At 37.0% G+C, this 22,757-nt stretch carries 16 protein-coding genes; 7 read left to right on the top strand and 9 right to left on the bottom strand.

What is annotated here, in order from left to right:
* Positions 1-513 precede the first annotated feature (513 nt).
* Positions 514-615: a DUF4114 domain-containing protein gene (locus QNJ50_RS18040; RefSeq protein WP_300637725.1), complete on the bottom strand. Its 102-nt coding sequence runs from the start codon at positions 613-615 to the stop codon at positions 514-516.
* A gap of 370 nt (positions 616-985) precedes the next feature.
* On the opposite strand from QNJ50_RS18040, the gene cas6 reads away from it, so the two are divergent.
* Positions 986-2,110 carry a CRISPR-associated endoribonuclease Cas6 gene (gene cas6, locus QNJ50_RS18035; RefSeq protein ID WP_300637711.1) on the top strand — a complete coding sequence of 375 codons (1,125 nt, stop codon included), beginning with the start codon at positions 986-988 and terminating at the stop codon, positions 2,108-2,110.
* Positions 2,111-2,146: 36 nt separating this feature from the next.
* On the opposite strand, the gene QNJ50_RS18030 is transcribed toward cas6, so the two are convergent.
* Positions 2,147-3,280: an ABC transporter permease gene (locus QNJ50_RS18030; protein ID WP_300637709.1), complete on the bottom strand. Its 1,134-nt coding sequence runs from the start codon at positions 3,278-3,280 to the stop codon at positions 2,147-2,149.
* Positions 3,281-3,382: 102 nt separating this feature from the next.
* The gene (locus tag QNJ50_RS18025) at positions 3,383-4,258 is read right to left on the bottom strand and encodes an Npun_R2479 family HD domain-containing metalloprotein (protein ID WP_300637706.1); all 876 of its coding nucleotides are present in this window, start codon (positions 4,256-4,258) and stop codon (positions 3,383-3,385) included.
* A gap of 460 nt (positions 4,259-4,718) precedes the next feature.
* Between QNJ50_RS18025 and QNJ50_RS18020 the strand changes: the two genes are divergently transcribed.
* Complete coding sequence (locus QNJ50_RS18020) at positions 4,719-6,236, top strand: efflux RND transporter periplasmic adaptor subunit (protein ID WP_300637704.1); 1,518 nt, start codon at positions 4,719-4,721, stop codon at positions 6,234-6,236.
* Between the two features lie 126 nt (positions 6,237-6,362).
* Positions 6,363-9,653 (top strand): efflux RND transporter permease subunit, encoded by a 3,291-nt coding sequence (locus tag QNJ50_RS18015; RefSeq protein WP_300637702.1) that lies wholly within the window; start codon positions 6,363-6,365, stop codon positions 9,651-9,653.
* Positions 9,654-10,135: 482 nt separating this feature from the next.
* Here QNJ50_RS18015 and QNJ50_RS18010 read toward each other — a convergent pair whose 3' ends face one another.
* The 4 genes from QNJ50_RS18010 to QNJ50_RS17995 form a co-directional block, all read right to left on the bottom strand.
* Positions 10,136-10,348, bottom strand: coding sequence for an RNA-binding S4 domain-containing protein (locus QNJ50_RS18010; protein WP_300637723.1), 213 nt, complete (start codon positions 10,346-10,348; stop codon positions 10,136-10,138).
* Positions 10,349-10,454: 106 nt separating this feature from the next.
* The gene (locus QNJ50_RS18005; RefSeq protein WP_300637700.1) at positions 10,455-11,330 is read right to left on the bottom strand and encodes an inositol monophosphatase family protein; all 876 of its coding nucleotides are present in this window, start codon (positions 11,328-11,330) and stop codon (positions 10,455-10,457) included.
* A gap of 91 nt (positions 11,331-11,421) precedes the next feature.
* Positions 11,422-14,004 (bottom strand): CHAT domain-containing protein, encoded by a 2,583-nt coding sequence (locus QNJ50_RS18000; RefSeq protein WP_300637698.1) that lies wholly within the window; start codon positions 14,002-14,004, stop codon positions 11,422-11,424.
* Positions 14,005-14,222: 218 nt separating this feature from the next.
* On the bottom strand, positions 14,223-15,191 hold the full coding sequence (locus QNJ50_RS17995) for an FkbM family methyltransferase (RefSeq protein WP_300637696.1): 969 nt from the start codon (positions 15,189-15,191) through the stop codon (positions 14,223-14,225).
* A 192-nt stretch (positions 15,192-15,383) separates the two neighbouring features.
* Here QNJ50_RS17995 and QNJ50_RS17990 point away from each other — a divergent pair, with 192 nt between their 5' ends.
* Positions 15,384-16,727, top strand: coding sequence for a TMEM143 family protein (locus QNJ50_RS17990; protein WP_300637694.1), 1,344 nt, complete (start codon positions 15,384-15,386; stop codon positions 16,725-16,727).
* Positions 16,728-16,753: 26 nt separating this feature from the next.
* On the opposite strand, the gene QNJ50_RS17985 is transcribed toward QNJ50_RS17990, so the two are convergent.
* Positions 16,754-17,368: a Uma2 family endonuclease gene (locus QNJ50_RS17985; protein WP_300637692.1), complete on the bottom strand. Its 615-nt coding sequence runs from the start codon at positions 17,366-17,368 to the stop codon at positions 16,754-16,756.
* Between the two features lie 317 nt (positions 17,369-17,685).
* Positions 17,686-17,991, bottom strand: a complete 306-nt coding sequence (locus QNJ50_RS17980; protein ID WP_300637690.1) for a hypothetical protein — start codon at positions 17,989-17,991, stop codon at positions 17,686-17,688.
* A 208-nt stretch (positions 17,992-18,199) separates the two neighbouring features.
* Here QNJ50_RS17980 and QNJ50_RS17975 point away from each other — a divergent pair, with 208 nt between their 5' ends.
* The 3 genes from QNJ50_RS17975 to QNJ50_RS17965 all read left to right on the top strand — a co-directional run bounded on the left by QNJ50_RS17975 (position 18,200) and on the right by QNJ50_RS17965 (position 22,660).
* Positions 18,200-19,354: a hypothetical protein gene (locus QNJ50_RS17975; RefSeq protein WP_300637688.1), complete on the top strand. Its 1,155-nt coding sequence runs from the start codon at positions 18,200-18,202 to the stop codon at positions 19,352-19,354.
* Positions 19,336-20,385 carry a MoxR family ATPase gene (locus QNJ50_RS17970; protein WP_300637686.1) on the top strand — a complete coding sequence of 350 codons (1,050 nt, stop codon included), beginning with the start codon at positions 19,336-19,338 and terminating at the stop codon, positions 20,383-20,385. Before QNJ50_RS17975 ends, QNJ50_RS17970 begins: the two co-directional genes overlap by 19 nt.
* Positions 20,386-20,536: 151 nt before the next feature.
* The gene (locus QNJ50_RS17965) at positions 20,537-22,660 is read left to right on the top strand and encodes a hypothetical protein (RefSeq protein ID WP_300637684.1); all 2,124 of its coding nucleotides are present in this window, start codon (positions 20,537-20,539) and stop codon (positions 22,658-22,660) included.
* Positions 22,661-22,757 lie beyond the last annotated feature (97 nt).

Here is a 22,757-nt window from a genome sequence, read left to right as displayed (position 1 = left end):
TAAGTGTTTTACCGGACATGATATGATACAAAATCCGATTTTTAAAACCCCTTTATATTTTTGGGATTTCCCCCCACACTTCCCACACTTCCCTCTCTCATTCTAAAAAGGGGTAATTAACCCAGATTTAGTATGATTGATACCCATGTATCGCTCTTCCATCACTCTGGTGAAATAATAATGTAGTGACTTATCAAAACCCTTGAGATAGATATAGTTGAGCGAAGGTAAGCAGTCAAAACAATAAAACTTCTTGATTACTGTTAATGGTATAAAAAGCTGCTTACAGAAGTTATAAGTTTTGTTTGCCCCTAAAGGGGTGCGTGCTTTTCATTTAAATATTTATCGTTGGGATGATTGATTGTGTTGCAAAAATGAGATGTTGTAATGCAAGGTTGAGTAAGTATTAATGATTACGCAAATATAATAACTCGAAAATCAAGACTTACCAAAAAGCTCTGTGGATTATCCCAACTGTAGATACACTATAGTTGGGGAATTGTGGTGTTTTGGTTAAACCGTAAAATCAACTTTAACGATTGAGTCATTGTAGTCGCGATCGCCACCATCGGGTAAATCCTTGAAACCAAAGGTATTATCTGAAAGTAATCGAATATGGTCATTACCATCAGCGTTTGCTCTAAGGTATGGGAAGTAAACAACGGGGTTGCACTATGCTAACAGCAACCTACTTTTCTGCTTTATTTAATCCAGATTTCTAACAGATAAGTACAACAATCGCTACAATTAATAAAATATTTTTTTGTTCCCCGTTCTCTTCTAACCGCAATATAATGTCCTAATCAATATACTCATTGGTTGCATCACAGTTATTTTCAAGTAAATAGACTCTATTGCAAAAACGTAGCATTGCTAACTCCAGGACAAAGATTTTGATTTTCGGATGTATGGTTCAAATAATTAAAAAACTGCAATCCCTAATTCCTAACATCCAACTTCCAGTCCCCAATCCCCAGCATGTCTAATGTCTCCACGCACTCGTAAAAAATCATCATCCAAAAAAGCCCTGACTTTGCCATCTGATACCGAATTGGTCGGTATTGTTTTTGATGTCACACCGGTCGGTAACTCTACTATATTCCCAGAATATGCTAAAGGACTCCATGCCTGGTTTTTAGATCGAGTACGACAAACAAATCCCTATTTATCAGCATATTTGCATGATGGAGAATCAGAAAAGCCTTTTACTATTTCTCGTTTGGAAGGAGATATATTAAATAATGGCAGACAATTGCAACTTTTAGCAGACTACAACTATCGTTGGTATTTGTCTGCATTATCATCGCGAGTCGTTGAATGGATGGCGACTTGGTTACAGAATCTACCACCAATTATTGACCTCCGTAATGCACCTTTAAAAATTAAATCAGTTGCGATCGCTCATCAAGCAACTACCTATGCTCAATTATTACAAACAGAAGCTAAAAATCACCTATCTTTGAGTTTTATTAGTCCTACCAGTTTTCGTCGCAAAGGACATCATTTTCCCTTACCACTACCTTTTAATGTTTTTCAAAGTTATTTACGACGGTGGAACGATTTTTCTGGGTTACCTGTAGAGCAGGAAGATTTCTTGGGATGGATAGATAAAAACGTAATCATTCACCGCCATAAAATATCTACAACCAAAGTAGCAGCAGGAAAAAGAGGTTCAGTTACTGGATTTACGGGTGAGGTGGAATTTGGTTTAACCAAGGATGCATTTTCAAATTCTGAATATGTAAATTTATTTTATGCCCTCGGTCAACTTGCTCCCTATTGTGGTACTGGTCATAAAACTACTTTTGGTCTGGGACAAACCCGTTTAGATTCCTTAAAAGAGGAAGATAAAGATAGTGAAACACCATCACTGGAGACTATATTAGCTTCAAGAATTTCCCAAATTACTGATATTTTGATGTCAAAGCAAAAGCGGACGGGAGGAGAGCGGGCGATTTCCGTATGTCAGAAAAGAGCAACTATTCTTGCAAGGCGGGAATTCGGGGAATCTTTACAAGATATTGCAACCGATCTAGAAATGCCTTATGAAACAGTTAAAACCTACGCGAAGTTAGCTCGTAGGGTGTTGGTTCAGGGGGCTGGGGATTAGAGATTGGGGATTGGCGATAGCACTGCGTGCTATCGCTTATCTCTGCAAACTCCGAGGATCTAAAGCATCCCTCAAGCCATCACCTAGCACGTTAAATGATAAAACTGTCAAAATAATTAGTAAGGCTGGAGGCCATATCAACCAAGGTTGCAATACCAAAATGGAAGCATTTGTTGCTAAGGATAGCATATTCCCCCAAGAAGCATCTGGCTGTTGAATTCCCAAACCAATCAAGCTTAATACTGCTTCTGCACTAATGAAGCTAGGAACTGCAAGGGTTGCAGAGATAATAATATAAGTGGCAGTTTGTGGTAAAACATGGCGCAAAATAATATACAAAGGATTTCCACCCATTACTTTTGCGGCTTGAACAAATTCTCGTTCTTTAATTGATAGCACCTGTCCGCGAATTACCCGCGCTAAACCTGCCCAACTAATAAAAGAAGTAATAACTATAATTAGTAAAAAACGTTGAGTACTTGATAATCCTGGTGGTAATACCGCACCTAGGGTCACCAACAAATAAATACTGGGGAAGGTCATAATAACTTCAGCAAATCGCATGATTATGGTGTCTACCCAACCGCCAAAGTAACCTGAAATACCACCGATAACCATACCCAAGGGGAAGGTGAGGATTACACCTATTATTCCGATAAATAAACTGATTCGACCGCCGTATACTAAACGGCTAAATTGGTCTCTTCCCTGATCGTCAGTTCCTAATATATTGAATTTCGCTTCCCCAACAGCATCATATAAATGCAAGCTTAAGGGTATACCCGGAAATATAGTAGTATCTTCCCATTCTGGAGGTAGGGGTAGTTTAATTTCAAACAGATTATATTTTCTCCCTTGAGCAAATAATCTTAGGGGTGAAGGTTTGCTAAAGTCGCGAATAATTTCCCGTTTACCTGTTTCTAAATCCGTTTCTCCTTGGGTTGTTGGGTAGATGTGTGGTCCAATAAATTTGCCAGATGTTTGATTATCTGATGATTGAGAAACCCAGTAAATCCTAGTTGGTGGTAGTAGAGAGCCATTGGGTTGCTGTGCTAAGGAATCATACGGAGCAACAAAATCGGCTGCAATGACTGCAAAATAGAATACTAGCAGTACAATTGCGCCGAATTTCGCCAAAGGATTATTCTTTAATCTTTGCCACCAATTCATAGGTATCTACTTTTTACAAATTTACTACCTACAAATTTACACTAGGGATTGGTGATTTGGGATTGGGGATTTGGGATTAGAAAAATTTTAACTGACAACTGCTCAAGCGTGTAATCTTTCGACTAAGTGTAATTTATCCTCACTGGATCTTTCGTGTTCTACGACAAATACGTTGGAATAGAGATTTGCTACTATTTGCTTTCCTTGCTGAGTAAGAGATAAATAGCGCAAAGCATCCTGAATATAAGGATAAACACCATTCCAGTAAAATTTTGCATAGTTTTTACGTAAATCTGCAGGTGTTTCATAACCCAACACTTGGTTCATTCCCGTTTCTTCAAATTCATAAAATAATAATGTAATTTTTTTTAAGTAACGGGGATCGCTTAATTGTCCAATTAAATCTGCAGCACGCACCAAGCCGGGATGGTTGTTAGTTTCTTGATGATCTTCCTTTGTGGGTACGGGAAAACGAGTTAATTCAATATTACTTTTTACTACCTCTACATCTATTAATTTATGACCGCCAAATCTTTCATCAGTAAATAATTTTGCTCGATCTACATGGTAAGGAGTCAAACTCGCATCGGAAGCACCTACGCGCAGTTGAACCATTTTATCGCCTTCACCTGTTGCATATAATCCTTTATCTTCTCGATCTGTCTGACACACCCCTTTCACGTAACCGATATCATGACATACCAAGGAAATAATAAAATGCAACCAATCTTCACTAGAAATTCCACCTTCGCGAATATGTTTCCCTCGCAATATTTCTTGTCCAACTAAAGTTACAAGTACTGTATGTTCGACGTTATGATATAAAGCATCGCTATTGGCAATGTTCTCTAAAGCCATACTACCAGCCCAAGCAATAATGTCTTGGTAGTCAGTTTTTAGACAACCGTATGTGCGGTGATAACCCTCTCGAATTCGATCTACAAAAGCATCTATTAAAATTTCAGTGGCATTAAACATATTTTTTATTAAGTGGTTTTACTGATTGAAAAAACATATATTTTGTTTTTATAGTCGCAGCAATGATGTGAATCATTTTTGCTACTAATCTTGATGTCATCTTTATGATTTACCTTCATTCTTAGCATGCCCAAAATACCCTTTCGGGACAACAACTTCGTATACTTTTTAACTTAAAAGCATTCACAAACACATTCGTTAATCGAAAAATTATTCTTCGATTTCCCCTTCACTCGCTAACTTTATGTATTGGCTTTTTTTTTAATTGAAACGAAGAATTTTCATAAAGTTATGACTTTAGTCATAGTGGAAAATACACAATCTCCCCACCAAATTGTGACAAAATGAGTAATATTAAAATAAGGCAATACTTCGTAATTTATCTTAAAGAAGTTTATGTAGCAATGTTCCCTCCGGGAATATCAAAAAGCAATCGCAAAGCAGGGTGGAGGCTGTAATTATGGGCGAGGAATATTTTCCTGAAGTGAAAAAAGAGGAAACAATGGATAAAACAGTCATTGACAAAACGGTGATTGAAACAAAACAGCGTCCTTGGTTAATGCCATTTCTACTGGGTAGTGTTTTGGGATTGCTGTTTGGTTTGGGCGGTATGAGGGTATCGACTAGAAATAATGTTGCTAGTCAGCAGATTGAAGATACCAGTCAAACAGCACAAGCCGCAAATCTTGCTCCTACAATGACTGTTACCACTACGCCTGTTAAATCCAGCAGAATTATTCGCACTCTGAATACTAGAGGAAGTATTGCTGCACGTAATTTAATTCCAGTTTTACCCCAAGCAAATAATCTACAGGTAAAGGAAGTTCGGGTAAAACAAGGGGATTTTGTGAAACAGGGTCAAGTTATGGCGGTGTTGGATGATTCCCTGTTACAAGAGCAAATTCGCCAAGCAAAAGCCGATGTGGAGTCGCAACAAGCGGAAGTCGCTTCCAGAAATGCTGATTTAGCGTCACAACAAGCAGCGTTGGAGTCAGCAAAAGCGAATGTAGCTGCAAATCAGGCGATCGTCAAACAAAGATTGGCTGATGTCGCACAAGCTAAAGCTAGACTGGCTGACGTAGAACGGAATTTTCAACGAAATCAGAAATTAGCTGGAGAAGGTGCAATTAGTACCCGAGAATTAGATAGCAGTACTACGGATTTGGCGACAGCGCGGGAAGCGGTACGTTTAGCTGAAGCAAATGTTCAAACAGCAAGGGCTAATGTGATTAGTGCACAGGCTAGTATTAGCAGTTCTCGGGCGGGAATTTTAAGCGCTCAGGCGAAGATAAAAAGTGCTCAAGCAAATGTTCGTAGTAGTCAAGCTAGAGTGCAACAATTAAGAACTCAATTGGGACAAACCATTGTTCGGGCTCCGGTGTCTGGAATCGTCGCAGAAATGTTAGCGCGGGTAGGTGATGTTACTGGTATTCCACCCCAAACCCAGGTAGCAACAACTGTTGGAGGTACCCAAAAGTTATTTTCGATTATTAGTGATGGTGCTTTGGAATTACAAGCTGAAGTTCCCGATACTCAGTTAGCACGGGTTAAAGTTGGTAATTCAGCCAAGGTAATTTCCGGTGCAAATAATGGGGTGCAATTAGAAGGAAAGGTTAGCAGCATAGAACCTTTAGTGAACAATAAACGAGCAGCAATCGTCAAAATTGATTTACCTGCAACCAACGAACTCAAACCGGGAATGTTTGCTCGGGCGGAAATTAATACAAATTCCACTTTAGGTTTAGCAGTACCTAAGAAAGCTTTGTTATATCAATCCGATGGTAATGCAATTGTCTTTACCCTTTCCGAAGAAGAAAAAGTCCGTTCCCAGAAAATAGAAGTAGGGGAGAGTATGGATGATGGAAATGTGGAAATTAAAAGTGGTTTGCAAGCTGGCGATCGCGTAGTTGTTTCCGGTGCTGGTTATCTCAAAGATGGAGACAAGGTGAGGGTGGTGGAAGTTGGAAGTAAAAAGTAAAAAGTCAAAAGTAATGAGTCAGAAGTCAGGAGTCAGGAGTCAGGAGTCAGAAGTGGAAGTGATGAGATAGCAATTACCAATTACCAATTACCAATTACCCATTACCAGTTACCCATCCCCAAAAAAATGTCTTTCAATGTTTCAGCTTGGTCTATTAAAAAACCGATTCCGACTATAGTTTTATTTTTATTGTTAACTGTTGTTGGTTGGTTCTCTTTTAATTCTTTGGGAATCGATACTAATCCTAATATTGATGTTCCCGCTGTACAGGTTACGGTAACTCAACCCGGTGCGGGACCTGCTGAGTTGGAATCTCAGGTAACAAAGAAAATTGAAGATGCTGTTGCTGGGTTGGGTAATATTGATGATTTACGCTCTGTGGTTAATGATGGTATTTCTACTACCACAATTAATTTTGATTTAGGAACTGATAGCGATCGCGCTACTAATGATGTTCGCAATGCGGTTGCTCAAATTCGTCAGGATTTACCGCAAGATATTAACGACCCCATCGTTCAACGATTGGAATTTGCTGGTGGGGCTATCATGACCTATACGGTCAGTTCCGAGCAACGTTCGGTGCAGGAGTTAAGTAATTTAGTTGACCAAACCATTAGTCGCTCTTTATTAGCTGTTAAAGGTGTTGCTCAAATTAACCGGGTAGGGGGAGTCGATCGCGAAATTCGGGTAAATTTAGAACCCGATCGCTTACAGTCTTTAGGAATTACTGCTACCCAGGTAAATGACCAATTACGCGCCCTAAATATTAATTTACCGGGGGGACGGGCGACTGTTGGGGGTCGGGAACAAAGTATTAGAACCCTGGGAAGTGCTCCCAGTGTGGATGTTTTAAGGGATTACGAAATTATTTTGCCAAATGGTGGTTCTGTACCATTATCCAGTTTGGGAACGGTAGAAGATAGTTTTGCTGAAATCCGTCAAAGTGCAAAACTAAATAACCAACCTGTGGTTGCTTTCCAGGTTTTACGCAGTACCGGTAGCGTGATGGTTACGGTGGAAGAAGGTGTGAAAGCTGCGGTTAGTAAACTGGAAAAAACTTTACCGGAAGATGTCAAAATAAAATTAATTTTTACTAGGGCGACCTTTGTCCGTAATTCTTACCAAAGTACCATGCAGGAGTTAATCGTAGCTTCGGTAATGGCGGTACTGGTAATTTTATTATTTTTACGTAACTGGCGGGCAACATTAATTACTGCTGTTACTTTACCTTTATCAGTTATTCCTACTTTTTGGGTACAGCATGCTTTGGGTTACACCCTCAATAATATGACCTTACTTGGTTTGGGGTTAGCGGTGGGTAACCTAGTGGATGACGCGGTGGTAGAAATTGAAAATATGGAACGCCACATGGCTATGGGTAAAACGCCCCGTCAAGCTGCTTTTGATTCTTCTGCGGAAATGGGTTTGGCTGTAATTGCAACTTCTGCAACTATTGTTGCGGTATTTTTACCAGTTGCTTTTATGGGTGGTATTCCGGGTCAATTTTTCCAACCTTTTGCGGTGACCATTACTGCTGCGACGGTATTTTCTACCACAGTTGCGCGATTAATGACGCCGATGATGGGGGCATATTTATTACAACAAAAATCACCAGAATCAAGTTCTAGCTCATTATCAACTTCTAGTTCATTATTAAGCTCAAATTCTAGTACTGTTAAAAAAAGCTGGAAAATTAGTGAGAAAATTAAATTACCTTTATTTAAAAAGATATTATTTAGAAATAAATTACTGAGGAATATATTATTTAAGTATCCAACATCTAGAAGTAAAATACGGAGAAATAATACCTCTAGAAATGGATCATTTAGTAATAAATTTCAACCCTATGGTTCCTTACTTAGATGGGCGTTACGTCATAGAATTACTACCCTCGGTCTGGCTTTAGGTTTCTTTATTGCTAGTTTAATGTTAGTTCCTTATATTCCCACAGGTTTAGTTGATAGTGGGGATATTGGACTTTCAACTGTAAATATTGAATTACCACCTGGTTCAACCCTTCAAGATACTAATAAAACCGTTAAACAAGCAACAGATTTTCTCCGACAAAGCCCAATCGTCGAAAATGTTTTAGCAACTGAAGAGATAAATTCTGCAACTTTAACTGTCAATTTAGTACCGAGAACGGAACGAGATATTTCCCAAGGGGAATTCGAGCAACAAATTCGCCCCTTATTCGAACAAATTCCCGGAGCTAGAATTAGTTTTAGCAGTACCGGTTCGGTGGGAGGACGCAGAGATGTTACTTTGGTGTTGCAAAGTGAAAATCCTGAAGCTTTAAACCAAGTCGCTCAAAATCTCGAAAGCCAAATGCGCAGCGTACCTGGTTTAGTTGAAGTTTCTTCTTCCGCTAGTTTGGTGAAACCAGAAATTTTGGTGATTCCTGACCCCTTACGGGCTGCTGATTTAGGAGTTACCGTCCAATCTATTGCTCGTACTGCTTCCTTAGCAACCATCGGTGACAATGAAGCAAACTTAGCTAAATATAATCTTCCCGATCGACAAATTCCCATCCGAGTTCAAATCGATCCTCAAGCTAGAGAAAATATTAATACGATTAGAAATCTCCAAGTTCCAACCCAAAACGGTGGGTTAGTTCCCTTAGTATCCGTCGCAGAGGTTCGTTTTGGTAGTGGTCCTGCAACCATCAATCGCTTTGACCGCATGCGTCAAGTTTCTTTGGAAGCTAATTTAAATGGTATTTCCTTGGGAGAAGCATTGCAAGCAGTTAATAAATTACCCGCTTTGCAAAACTTACCCGATGAAGTGATGCAGCGTCCTAGTGGTAACGCCGAAATTATGCAAGAAATTTTCGGTCGGTTTGGGGGAGCGCTGGGACTAGCGGTTATGATGATTTATGCAATTTTGGTGCTGCTATACAACAATTTTCTCCATCCCATTACTATCATGGTTGCATTACCCTTATGCTTGGGAGGAACCCTAATTGCTTTATTAATTGCTCAGAAAGCTTTGGGACTATATGCCTTAATTGGTATTGTATTGTTGTTAGGAATTGTGACTAAAAACTCAATTCTGTTGGTGGATTATACTCTGATTGGTTTGGAACGAGGTAAACCCCAACGTCAAGCATTAATTGAAGCTGGAATTTCCCGCTTACGTCCGATTTTGATGACTTCCTTATCAACGATCGCTGGAACAATTCCGGTTGCGGTGGGTATGGGTGCTGGTGCGGAGATTCGTCAACCCATGGGAATTGCAATTATTGGTGGTTTTACTACTTCTACTTTATTAACTCTGGTGGTAGTACCGGTATTATTTACTTATATTGATAATTTCCAGAAATGGATTATTAATACAGTACGCTACGGTTTTGGGAAGAAAGCACCACGGAAAATGCGCGAAGATAATAAGACCGTCGAACTTCCACCAGCAAGTTGATGTAGCGCTGCGCGCAAGTGAAAAGTAAAAAAAAAGTAAAACAGGTTGATTGTCGCCACATCTATCTTAGAAAACTGTCCATTGGTTACAGCAGATAAAAATCTGATTGATGCGAAAATTGTTGAGACTATAGCGGTTTTCGGTTGAGTATAGTACATCTCGTAGAGACGTATTAGCGCCTAGCGCAAGCGTACCGGATCCGTAGGTAGCGCAGCTATAGGTATTGCGTGATCGTAAGGTCATAATTTTACGTCTCTACATTTGGGAATTTAAAAATGTATTTGATTCAAATGAAAACCGCTATATAATTCGGAATTCTATTTTTCCTCTGCCTAGAGTGATAAAAGAGGGTTAAATTAAAGTACCATGCACGCAGCATATGCAACAAATGCTGCAGAACGAGAATAAATCCCAATTATGTTAGGACTGAGACGAGAAGAAGCTCCAACATGAGCTGAATCCACTTCGACATAAAAAACTCTCTAATCAATAAAACTCGCCACATCAAATGAGGTGACACCATTAATAGAAATTTCTTGCTCCACCGTTACCTTATCACCCGATACTAATTTTCTTCCTCTCCGGGTTTCGACAACATCATTTACTTTGACAGCACCGTCAAAAATCATCATTTTGGCTTGTCCTCCGGTTGAAGCGACACCTATTAGTTTTAAGAATTGATCGAGTTTAATTATGTTTTGATTGTTCATTGGGGTTAGTAATTGGTAATTGGTAATGGGTAATGGGTAATTGGTAAGAAAAAAAGAAAATTCCCCCAAGTAATTTATTAATTAATTACGATCACATTTGTACTATGCTTGTTGCTTCAAGTAAATCTTGATGAACTGTTTTGGAAGTAGCAACAATTAACCCAGGTAAACAATAGTTTTTACAACTATGCAAAGGAGGTAAAGGGGAACCATCTAAAGTGGTAACTATAAAACCTGCTTCCCTTGCTAAAAAAGCTAGCGCTCCACCATCAATAAATTGACCCTTTTGTTTCACTGCTCCACTCAACAGACCAGCAAACATACCATTGAGATTGGGAACTTGAACAGAGCTTGAGTAATCAACATTGGGATTTATGACTTTATACTTATTTTTAAGCGTCGGTGCTAATGCACTCATTTGTGTCCCCAACAATATAGTTGGTTCGGGATTGGAGCTAACGGTCAGTGGAGAAGATTCTTCTAAACTCATGTCAAGGTGACCCTTAAAAGCACCTTCACCCCTCAAAGCATAAAAATAAACATTTTGTGCAGGGGAGATTGCAAGCACTGCTTCATAATCATCTGCATTCAGAACGGTGAGAATGATTTGATAATTAGAATGTCCATCCATGTAATATTTAGTACCATCAATGGGATCGAGGGTAACTAAATAGTCATTTTGCTCTCCTAAATCAATTGCACGAAAGTATTTGGTATTAGGAGAACTCTGATATTCTTCGCCATAAAATCGAGTATTTGGGAAATTACCCAACATTGCAACTTCTACAAAATTCTGAACTGCTAAATCTGCATCGGTGAGTGCTGCAGCAAAAAAGTTATCATCTGTTGTATCTTTATCGGGAAGTGCAGCAATTTTTGGTTGGAGAAAACGAGCATAACTAGCTGCAACTCTAAGATGGGGGAGTAGAGTTTCTAAAATTTGACGAGGAGTTGGTGTTATGGACATTCGAATAAAGTCCTTAATAATGAATCATTAATAATGGCTGACAGCTGATAGTTTACAGTTAACTGTCAACCAATTGAATATTCCAACACCATCAAAGCCAATTACCCATCAAAACGAAAGGAGCCCAAAAATAAGGACGTTTTTCTTGACCCAAAATACCTAACTGAGCCTGATGAAGCGCTTCGGTTTTATTTACTCCAGTTTTTAATTCACTATAAAATTTGTTCATGAGATCGGCTGTGTGTTCATCATCTACTGACCATAGTGTTGCGATCGTGGATCTTGCACCAGCCTTAAGAGCAACCCCAGCTAATCCTAAAGCCGCTCTTCGATCGCCTTGTGCTGTCTGACAAGCACTAAGGACGAGTAAGTCGATACTATTGGGGTCTTTGAAGCTATTATATCCATTGGTTTCCCTCAAAAGATTATCAAATTTTCTTGATTTTAGTAACTCATTCCAGGTCAAAATAAAGGTATTTTGTGGATCCGAACTAAACTCACCGTGGGTCGCCAAATGAACAACTGAAAATGGAATAGTTTGTAATTGATTATGTAAATTAACTTCAGTAAATTTTTGATTAACAAGTATTTTACTGTTTGATACTTCTGACTGAATATTTTTTAGTTCCCGTTCAACGTTAGTAAGTGGAGGAAATGTTTTACCATCTATGGAAATTTCTCGATCTACTCCACCAGTTAAAACATTTAGTTCTAGTTGGTCTCGGATTTTAGTATCTAAAAGTTGTAACCCTGGAGTAATACTAATTGCATATTTTTCGATTAAATATTTGTCTTGTTGTCCATCGTATAGAACTGACATAGGAATATTTCTTAGTTCCCCATCCAAGACAAAAACTAAGGTTTTAATTCTACTCTTTGCTAATTCGGTTTCAAAGGGTTTAATCATCCATTGATAAACTTTTCCCGACAACCGTTTTACATCAGCAGTACGACTGACATTTTTTAAATATTCCCTGAGCTTAACTACAGTACTCTCCAACTCTTCTTTGTTGATGGCAGTTTTATAATGAAGTAAATTGGATTGACCCGGTACCTTTAAAATTACGTCCAAGCTTTTTGACAAAATAATCGGATAGATCACAGCACTATGGGGATCTTGTTGTTCGATTAACGTATCAACAATTTCTGAAGAGTTTAAACATGCAGAACGGAAAAAATCATCAAGCTCTGCTAATTGTAGTGATTCAATTGTATTTCGAGCAAGCTTGAGATTTTCTGAATTAGGTGCTTTTTCTTGTAAGAGTAACTCTAGTAATTCTCGATATACTGGTTCAACACTTTGAGTAAAAGAAAATTGAATATCTGTATTAATTGAAATTAAATCCTTACGTAAATATTGAAGAGTTTTAATCGCCTTTTCATAGTGGGCGATCGCGTCTTGAGTTTTCCCATCCTGCTGAAGCAAAATTCCCATTTGCCATTCCCATTGATAACTAATATCTAATGCATGGACAGTTTGGGCAATAAATAAAGCTCTTTTTGTTAACTTTTCAGCTTCAGAAAATCGTCCATCTTGTTTATATAAGTCACCCAAAGTTCCAATTGCATAGGATTCTGCCCGTTTATCTTTTAATTCTCGAGCATGTTTAATTGCTTTTGCTAATATTTGAGCGGGTTTATATGAAGATACTGATTTGAATAATTTCCTATTTTCTCCTCCTTCATTTCTTAATTTAATTAGATTATGAACAAAATTTATTTTGGCATTAACTTCCGGACGACTAATTGTTAAATAATTTAATTCAGGGTGAATTTGTGATACCAATAGTTCAATTTCAGTATATTGTTTTGTATTTATAAGTAAACTTAGTAAATTTAGTTGAGATTGAAGACGTATATCAAGATTATTAGATCTTCTTATAGCTTGCTTATAATAGTCTATAGCTAATGGTGTTTTATGTTGAAGACGTGCTAAATTTGCCAAACTTAATAAGGTTTTACTAATTTCTATATTTGAACCTGAATATTTAGCATTTTCTAAGCTTAATTTTAAAATCCTGTTTGATTCCTTTAAATCATCAATAACTGCTAAAATATTACCTAAGTTACGTAATCCTTCTGCTCTTAAACTAAAGTCTGACTGACTATTAATAACTTCTTCTAATCCATTTAAAACTTGATTAGCTCGTCGGAAATGACCCAAAATTTGTAGAACTTGAGCCCGATCAATACGATTATTTATCAAGTTAGAAGTATCATCTAAGGATTTATAAATATCACCTGCTTCTCGCCAAGTTGCAAGTGCAAATTGTGTCTGTCCCCGAGCAAATTCTAAATGTCCTCGAACATCCAAAGCTTTAGCGATATATCTTAAGTTTTCTAATGAACTATTAAGCTCTTGCAATAAATTTAAGCTATTTGTAATAGCCGAATCTGCATCTTCCCACAATCCAAGTTTTTGATACGCTGAGGAAAGATTACTCAAACTGACTGCTTGATGCAGAGTGTCTCCAGATAATTCAAATTTATCAATTGCTTGCTGTAATGATTTTACTGCTAAAGCAAAATCTCCTGCTTGATATAGTTTTTTACCTTGCTGCGCAAGTTTATCTGCATCTGCTTGACTGACAATCAAATTAGTATTTTGATATTTTTCCTGAGTTAAGTTTCCCTTAGAAGGAATAGTCGCACCAACAGGTAATTCGACGACCACAAGACATGCTGTAAAAAGAATTATCAGGAACTTTGTAATCCAGCTTTTTAGATAGCACCTATATATAGAAACTAATTCTGGCCACATATTTTTCCTAAAAAACAACTACGCACCAAACTTCTCAAACATCAATTGCTTTGGAGTGCGATATTGAAGCGATTATATGGCAATATGGTTGATTTGAAGTTGATGGGTAATCTTTTTTGTATGTTGCTTTTTCAAGAAATAAAGTTCTTCAGAGCTTCTTTACCGGAACTTTCTGGATGTAACCAAAGGAAATCTGAAAAAATAGAATCTTGAATATTATCTTCAGCGACCGGGATTAGAGCTAAATGATGTCGTAACCAACGTCTTTTTGTTGTCAAACCATAAGGTAAGTACCCTAGTCGCTTCATAAATTGATAAATTTCCAGCGGATTTGTCTCCACATTATCAGTACTATTGTTTGATTCTTCTGTATTGACAACAGGTTTCCAGGAAACTTCTGTGACTACCACAGGTTTCCAAGTTTTCAGGGTTTGTTCCAATCCCCTTAGAACTTTGTATTCAAATCCTTCTACATCAATTTTGAGAAATTTTATTGGTTTTGAATTCTCCCTCAAAATATCGTCACCAATAGAAACAGGTACTTCAAATGTTTGAGAAATTACTTCATCTTCTATACCTGAAGGTAAAGTTAAGGTACCCATACCTGAATGTTCGTGAAGGATACTGAGAGTTAAAGTATCGCGTACATCTGACAATCCAACTTCATGAAGTTGAACATGTTTAATATTATTCAATTCTAAAAATTCTTTGATCCTCTTACAGCACTCGGGATTAGGTTCAAAACTATCAACATGACCGGAATCTCCGACTAACGCAGCACCATGTAGAGTAATCATCCCGATATTCGCGCCAATATCTACAAAGCGATCGCCAGCTTTCAAAACTTGATTCATCGCTAGTTGGAGATCGAGGTCGTAAAAACGACCAAGGAAATATGTATGACGTTCTGACCAATTGGAAAGATCCAACTTCATTAAGTGATTATGCCAAGAATGACGTATTGTCTTGGTAGGTGCAGACTTCCACAACGAATGATGTTCAATAGTGGAAACCTTAAAAGCTTTGAAAAGATAACCCCAGCCAGGTAGTTCATGACGGGTATAGGGTAAAATCAGAAAAGCTAAACGCGGATAAGTCATATTGCGTCTATATAAATAAAATATATCTCAACGAAATATCTTAGAAGTCTAGTCTTAAACCTTAAACAGTCAGCTTTACAAATTAAAGTTTTGTATAAATAAATTTGTTGAACAACTCAAAGAAGTAGATGATATACAAATATAGCCTTTAATTAAAAAAAACACCACTTGAACTCCGATTCAAACCAATTCATGGCAACTTACGAAAATCGAGAAGCATTTATTCCCTACCGTCGTCGAGATATTATCAGACTTTGCCTTGAAGATGGTCAATTAAATAGTATTGACTCCAAAAAATTTAAAGATTTCTGTCATATTTTATCAGCGTATTATCATTTTCGTTTTCACCAGACTTTGGAAGTTATAAAGGATAATTATGTACCATTTAACCCCAATCCAGATGTTGAAATCTTCAATCCACTAACCTTAGAAGAATATGATGACATGGAATCAAAATTAGTTAATGCATTTCATCATATTTTAAACAGAGCAAACTATATTCGTTTACCTGAATCAACTGTAAAACAAGCATTAAACAAGAAATCTCTGATTGATTTACAGACTGAGGTTGATTTTAATTATTTTGATAGATGCTTATGTTATTACCGGGGTGATGCTACAAAGAAGATTTCGATCAAGAAGTTATTTTTTGGGAGTAAGAAAAAAACAATTGAAATTTTTGAGCGAATTGTTTTGCTGATTAAATTTAAGGAAGCAGCTTACTTTCGCGCGAAAAAAGTTAAAATCAAAAACCTGAAGTTTACCCCAGGCAAAATTTATTTATATTTTTATAAGAATATTCCAAAATTAGATATAGATTTACTATTTCCTAATGTTACAACTAGTATGACCTGGAAAGATAAACTGTTATTTGGGATTCCTGCTATTGGGGCTGCAATTCCATTGATATTAAGAACATTACCAAATATTTTATTGCTTATAGCTGCTATTCTCCTATTTTTAAATGCACAATCTTTAGTAGAAAAATTAGATATAGAACAATATAAAGTACGTGATTTTATGCCTGTTTTAGTCGCTACTCTATCTTTGGGGATGGCTTTGGGTGGATTCGCTTTCAAGCAATATACTCAATATAAAAGTAAAAAAATCAAATTTCAGAAAACGGTTAGCGATACTCTTTTCTTTAAGAACTTAGCTAACAATGATAGTGTTTTTCAAATGTTGATAGACCTTGCAGAAGAAGAGGAATGCAAGGAAATTATTTTGGTATATTATCATCTCCTTACCAGTCCAGTTCCCCTGACTCCCGAGCAGCTAGATTCTCGCATTGAAGAATGGATGGAGAAAAAGTTAGGCACTACAATTAACTTTGATATTCATGGTCCTTTGGATAATTTGGCGAATATTCAGGGAAAAGTAAATCAAAATTGTAAGGATATAGAAAATACGCCTGATGTCCCTTTATTAACCTATGATGAGCAAGGATATTGTCAACTGCTTTCTTTAGATGATAGTAAAGCTGTAATTGACTATGTTTGGGACAATGCTTTTAATTATAATGCGATCGCTTTGTAGAAAAATTTTTCCAAAATCATCTTTTATTAAAGTCCCCCAGCTTGAAAAATTACATCAACTGTCAAATCAAGCTTGGGAAAAATCCTAGATTCTAACCGCTGACCTGTAATGAACCGCTGCATTTGATATTCACCTTCAACTAGTTGACATACGGTAATTGTTGGTTGTTTTGGTTTACCAATATAACGAACAGCACCTAAAGCACGATAATCAACAATCCAATATTCAACAATACCCATAGCTTCATATTCGATGAACTTGTGACCGTAATCATCGCGCCAATTAGTACTAACAACTTCAATAACTAAAGGTATTGTTTTCCCATTTTGGATTACTGATGCTTTTGACCACATCGGTTCATCTACAATTACTTCTCGGTTGATAACTGCTACATCTGGTTGATATCCCGAACCTGCTTTGAGGGGTTTGAGAATACAAGTTCGAGGAATTGAATAAGGAAGTTGTTGTTTACGAATCTCAAAATTCAGTTCGGCTACTAAAAAACCACTAAGGTCTTCATGGGGAGCAGTTGGGAGCATCTCTACAACAACACCTTCAATTAATTCATATCTTTTACTATCCTCTGGATACCATTCCAGGAATTCCTCAAAACTCATCGGTTTTGTTTGTGCTTGAATCATGATGGATGTCTAGTTAATTTTTGTTCAAGCTGATTCTAGTTAATCGACTAGAAAAGTAATTTGGTTTTACTTTACTACTTATGATAGGGCAAATTTAATCGGTAGATGAGAGATGGGTAACACGGAAAGAATCCACCTCAAAGGTTCCTATTTGCGATTATCACAAAATAGAAAAAGTCGCTGATACCAGAGAAGGTTATCAGCAGTTTGTGTTATATTTGCTTGCGGGAGTAATTTACTGTGTTGTGTTTGATAGCTTAAAAACACCCCCTAGTCTGGGAACTTAAATAACTACTACCCACACAGCAGGTTATTGATTAATTGCAAACATCTGCTCGAATTTTTTTGTGTGATTTTTCTGTTTGTTTGGGAACAGTTGCACCACATTGTGTTTGTGATGCAGGAGTTATTTGAGTAGTTACCTGTTCTTGAGGGGCTGTTTGAGATTGTTCTAAATCTCTGGGGGGTTCCTGTAAAAATAACATACCAAGCACGACAAGAGTGCTGTGCACCAAAAAACCAAAAAATCCTAGCGTCAAATAAAATGCTAAAAAGTTTTTATTTTTTTGAGCCCAACTGATTTTTAACGAAAAGTTGATTTCGTTATCTTTGCTGTTCTGCATATTGTTCTCCTCTGTGTGAACTGCTTTGATTTCGGGGTTATTTGTAGGACAATTCATAGTCTAGATGAGACTTTATTGAGGGTTACTACACGTATTAGATGATTGTTTTTCTCTAATACCCCTCAATATTCCACACCCCAAGCAAAGGACAAAAATACGATCAGGATCTGATCAGCATTTGTTGAGACTAAAAAATTGTTCCTAAAAAATGGTAAAAATAAAGATTGCACAAAATAAAATTGAAACAGTTAAACAAACAATAAGAGATAAAGGATGGAAGATAGATAGAAATACTACCAAACTTCTATCAGAAGCTAACAAGTATAAATTTAAACAAATATTACAACATAAAAAAATATGCGGTTCTCAGATAAAAATTACTAAGTTAAAATTTGTTATACAAGACAAAATATTGACTTCCAAGTCAGAGAATGATTTCAGAGATTACTTAGAGAAAGAACAAGAACAAGAGATTGAAATTGATTATCTTTTGGATGAGATATTTTTCTTCAAAGAAATTCGTTTGAAGTATTTTACTCATCGAGAATTAAAAGGTTTTTTAGATGGGGAAAAAGGAAAAGGATGTGATAAAGATGTTTTTGAGGTTTTTTGTGAAGTATTAGATATACCCTGGTGGTCGCTACTTCCTGAAGATTCACCTGAATATAAATTACACAATAAAAATTATATTTTATCTGAAGAATTAAAATTATTTGATCACGAAAGGCAAGTTAATCTGCTGAGAATTGGATTATATGAGCAAAAAATTTTTATTGTCAATAACAAGTGCAACTGTAGCCTCACATGGATGTTAAGGCGCTTGGAAGCAGAAATTTATAGTTTTCACAAATTGAAATTTAGACATTTCACTCCAAACAAAAATAAGTCGCGCTATTTGTCCTCAGCAAAGTATCATGAAACTGTTTTTCATGAAATTGATATCAGGCATTTAAAAGAAGAAAATATTTTAATTGTTTTGGAGATAGAAAACTATGAGCAAATAAAATCAATGATTTTAAGTTATTGGCAATCATTAATCAAAGAAATTCCTAATGAGAATAGAGGTAAATTAGTTATGTTTTTAATAGCTGATAAATCAAATGTTGATATTTATGATGATTTGCAAACACATGTTATTGAACTGAGTACAGAACTTAAATATGACAGAGAAGGCATAGCTGGATTAATATATAAAATTGCAGATAGATGTAAGCACAAAAGCTTAGAAAGACCAGGAGAAATAGCAAATAAATTAATTAGTGATTGTCAAGATAAACCTTTAGATTTACTCAAAGTAATTTATCAATTTTTTAGTATTGAAAGAGATAAAAATTGGATGAAATTATGGACGGAATACCCCTAAAATACACTGGTGAAGTTCACCCTCCCAATGGGGGAGAACGGAACGAAAAACTCAATCGCCAAATATATCCTTATTATCCCGATCGCGGTCTCAAAGAAGCAGTTAATTTAGCAATTCGTTTGAATCGCCCGTTATTGCTGGAAGGAGAACCGGGTTGTGGAAAAAGCGATCTTGCTCGCGCTGTTTTCTATGAATTTAGTAAAAAAGCAGAAAAAGAAAAAGATGAAACCAAAAAAATAACTTGGAATTACCGTCTTTGGAATATCCAGTCAACTAGCAAAGCCCAAGATGGTTTTTACAGTTACGACTATATCGGCAGATTACAAGCTGCACAACTAGCGAAAGTAGCTGATATTAAAGATAAAGGCTCCAATCCTGCTAAACCAGAAGATTATATTGAATGGGGAGCACTGGGCTATGCTTTTGGTGGAACAGACGAAGAAAAATCTCAAAACAATGGAAGTGAGGAAAAAAAATCTCAAAACAGTCGAAGCATAGTTTTGATTGATGAAATTGACAAAGCGAGTACGGACTTTCCTAATGACCTTTTACTAGCTTTAGAAGACAAACGTTTTAAAGTTAAAGAAGTTAAAGGAAGTAAAGGTGTTAAAGGTGTTGATGATCGAGGTTGGTTAATCGCTGATCGCGAAGCTTTTCCAGTTATTTTTATCACCTCTAACCAAGAGAAAGAGCTTCCTAATGCGTTTCTGCGACGTTGCTTGTACTATTACATAGAGTTTCCTGATGAAGAGCAACTAACCAAGATTATCAAGGGAAGATTTAAGAATCCCCCCGATGAAATAGTCAAAACTGCGATCGAGCGCTTTCTCGACTTGCGTTCAGAAATGAATGACAATGAAGACGAGATGGCAAAAAAAGTTAGTACTAGCGAACTCATTGATTGGTTTACGATTTTGTTACGTGAATCTTCTCCAGAAGAAGCTCTTAAGAAACTGGATCAGGAAAAACTACCTTATCTTAGTACGCTGCTGAAAACTCGCCAGGGTAGAATTGAATATGATGAAGCGTAAATGTTATGAGTGGCTCGTTTACCCCTAAATCCTGTAGAGACGCGACATGTCGCGTCTCTACAACAAATATCAATGGCGCGTCTCTACAACACGTCATCACTAATAACGAGGGATAGAAGTTAAAATATTTGGTTGATTTTGTGAAAATATCGTGACTGAATTTCCACTGCTTGATTTATTTTTAAAGCTACGAGAAACTGGTTTGCCCCTCACAATTGACCAGTATTATTTAGCTGTGGATGCATTGTCACAGTCAGTTGAAACAGAATCGCTTGAAGCTGGATTAGATATTTCTGATCCATTAACTGTGAAACAAATGTGTAGCACTCTATGGGTTAAATCTAGACAACAAAAGAAGTTGTTCGATGAGTGCTGGGAAGATTGGAAAGAAAATTTGCTTCCTCAAACAATACAAGTAACTCTAGATGAACAAATAACTTCTCAAGAGCAAGCTCTAGCTGAACAAATAACTTCCTCAGAGTCAACTCTACCTGAGCAAATAACTCCCCAAGAGCAAACTCTAACTGAACAAATAATTCCCCAAGAGCAAACTTCACCCGAAGGAGATCATAAAGATAATAATGTAGATAATGCTGCAGCAGAGCTAAAACAGAATTTGCGAGAAGAAGGAAAAGAAAAAGACGAATTACTTTCCCCAACTTCTTCTCTAAAAGAACCTAAAGTTGCAAGATATATTCCTACAAAGCTCAAAGAAAGAGATTATTTTCCTGTCAGTCAAGGAAAGCTACGACAAACTTGGCGTTCACTGATACAAAAATCGTCAGAACCTATACCCAGTGAGTTAGATATCCCAGCTACAGTTATAGATATTTGCAAACAGGGCTTTTTCTCAAAAGGTATTTTCACTGCAGCTAAAACCAAAGAGAAAGAAACAGAAAAAGAAATAGTGTTACTGATTGACCAAGAAGGTTCAATGGTTCCTTTTCATCCCTTCTGTCGTTACTTAGTAAAAGATTGGAAAGATGCAAAAATTTACTACTTTCGCAATTCTCCCACCGATGAACTTTACCGCGACCCCAAATGTTGGAATGGTGAATCAATTAAATCTCTTTTGAAAAAGTTTTCTCCAGAGCGTACTTTAATAATTATTGTCAGCGATGCTGGTGCTGCTCGTCAGCGTTCAGTATATTCAAGATATGAAGAAACTTATGATTTTCTGGAACTACTTACACCCAAAGCACAAAGGTTAGCATGGCTTAATCCCCTACCGCGTTTCCGTTGGCAAGATAATACAGCCGAGGAAATTGCTAAAATAGACCCTCAAGTACCTATGTTTGCACTAGAACCCAGGGAATATCAACAAATGGTACAATGGCTGCTCTACGGTAAACCTGTAAAAAAATTCTTGGAGAATGCCGATCAAGAGGCAAAAGAAGAATGGAAAAAGCATCAATTTAATGGTTCAAAGTTATGGGATTTAGGATTTGATGCGACAGGTAGAATAGAATTTTTTAAAGAACAGTTTGGTGAATCTCATTTACATTTCGCTTCTCATGGTGCTTTTCCTCTGGTTTTGACTCCAGATTTACTTTATTCCATTCGGGAAAAATTTTTTGGAAAATCTTCGAAGCAAACAAAGCGATCTCCAAAATCAGAACAGGACTCACCCACTGTCATTGCGACCCAAGGAAGCAATCCCAAAACATTGGAAGATAACGAGCGCGTAAATCCAACAGAAGTTCCTTGGTATGCAGTTGCTGACTTACTGCTTTCAGATTTATGTCAGCAAGTAGATTCGGGATCCCATAAAGAAGAATTGTACGAGATGGAGCGTGAAATTCGTAATCAATTACTAAAACGCTGCGAAGAAAAGACTCTCAAAGAACTTTCCAATTTTTTGATTGAGTATATCAATCATCAATTAGATAAAAAATCAGAACTATATGAGCTGCAGCAATGGACAGCTTTAGCTTATACCGAACCTAATGAAGCAGCCAAGAGACTAGCAGAGAAATTGCAGCGAGCTTATTCCCAATTGAATAAACCTGAATTAGTGCGTCTTTGTGAGGTGAATGAGACTTTTGTCGAACCTTTGAAAGATTATGAACCTTTGTTGGTAGTTGCGCGGGGTTATGCTGCTGCTGCGCGTGGAGATGAAGCAGGAGCACAAGACAGTCAAAATGAATTAAAACAAAAACATTCCTTAGTTGATGACCAGATTTCAGTAGCAGGAGTTTTACTAGAAGTACCCGATATCGCTAAAAGTCGTTTGAAAAAATTCAGTAGATGGAAAACTTTTTTGAAGAGGCGATGATTGCAAGTTTACGCACAGTACCGTCAGGGAAAAAATTGACTTCTCCACTCAATTAATTAGTACAAAAGTTCTATCTTGTTGTAGAAATATAATTTTT

The organism is Mastigocoleus sp. MO_188.B34 (assembly GCF_030065675.1).
Classification (GTDB): Bacteria; Cyanobacteriota; Cyanobacteriia; order Cyanobacteriales; family Nostocaceae; genus Mastigocoleus.
The sequence above is the reverse complement of the archived record's forward strand: the minus strand, read 5'-3'. Positions and strand labels throughout refer to the sequence as shown.

Excerpts from the sequence above, each read along its gene's own strand:
- cas6 (WP_300637711.1), top strand. The coding sequence starts at position 986 with ATGTCTCCACGCACTCGTAAAAAATCATCATCCAAAAAAGCCCTGACT.
- QNJ50_RS18030 (WP_300637709.1), bottom strand. The coding sequence starts at position 3,280 with ATGAATTGGTGGCAAAGATTAAAGAATAATCCTTTGGCGAAATTCGGC.
- QNJ50_RS18025 (WP_300637706.1), bottom strand. The coding sequence starts at position 4,258 with ATGTTTAATGCCACTGAAATTTTAATAGATGCTTTTGTAGATCGAATT.
- QNJ50_RS18020 (WP_300637704.1), top strand. The coding sequence starts at position 4,719 with ATGGGCGAGGAATATTTTCCTGAAGTGAAAAAAGAGGAAACAATGGAT.
- QNJ50_RS18015 (WP_300637702.1), top strand. The coding sequence starts at position 6,363 with ATGTCTTTCAATGTTTCAGCTTGGTCTATTAAAAAACCGATTCCGACT.
- QNJ50_RS18005 (WP_300637700.1), bottom strand. The coding sequence starts at position 11,330 with ATGTCCATAACACCAACTCCTCGTCAAATTTTAGAAACTCTACTCCCC.
- QNJ50_RS17995 (WP_300637696.1), bottom strand. The coding sequence starts at position 15,191 with ATGACTTATCCGCGTTTAGCTTTTCTGATTTTACCCTATACCCGTCAT.
- QNJ50_RS17990 (WP_300637694.1), top strand. The coding sequence starts at position 15,384 with ATGGCAACTTACGAAAATCGAGAAGCATTTATTCCCTACCGTCGTCGA.
- QNJ50_RS17985 (WP_300637692.1), bottom strand. The coding sequence starts at position 17,368 with ATGATTCAAGCACAAACAAAACCGATGAGTTTTGAGGAATTCCTGGAA.
- QNJ50_RS17980 (WP_300637690.1), bottom strand. The coding sequence starts at position 17,991 with ATGCAGAACAGCAAAGATAACGAAATCAACTTTTCGTTAAAAATCAGT.
- QNJ50_RS17975 (WP_300637688.1), top strand. The coding sequence starts at position 18,200 with ATGGTAAAAATAAAGATTGCACAAAATAAAATTGAAACAGTTAAACAA.
- QNJ50_RS17970 (WP_300637686.1), top strand. The coding sequence starts at position 19,336 with ATGGACGGAATACCCCTAAAATACACTGGTGAAGTTCACCCTCCCAAT.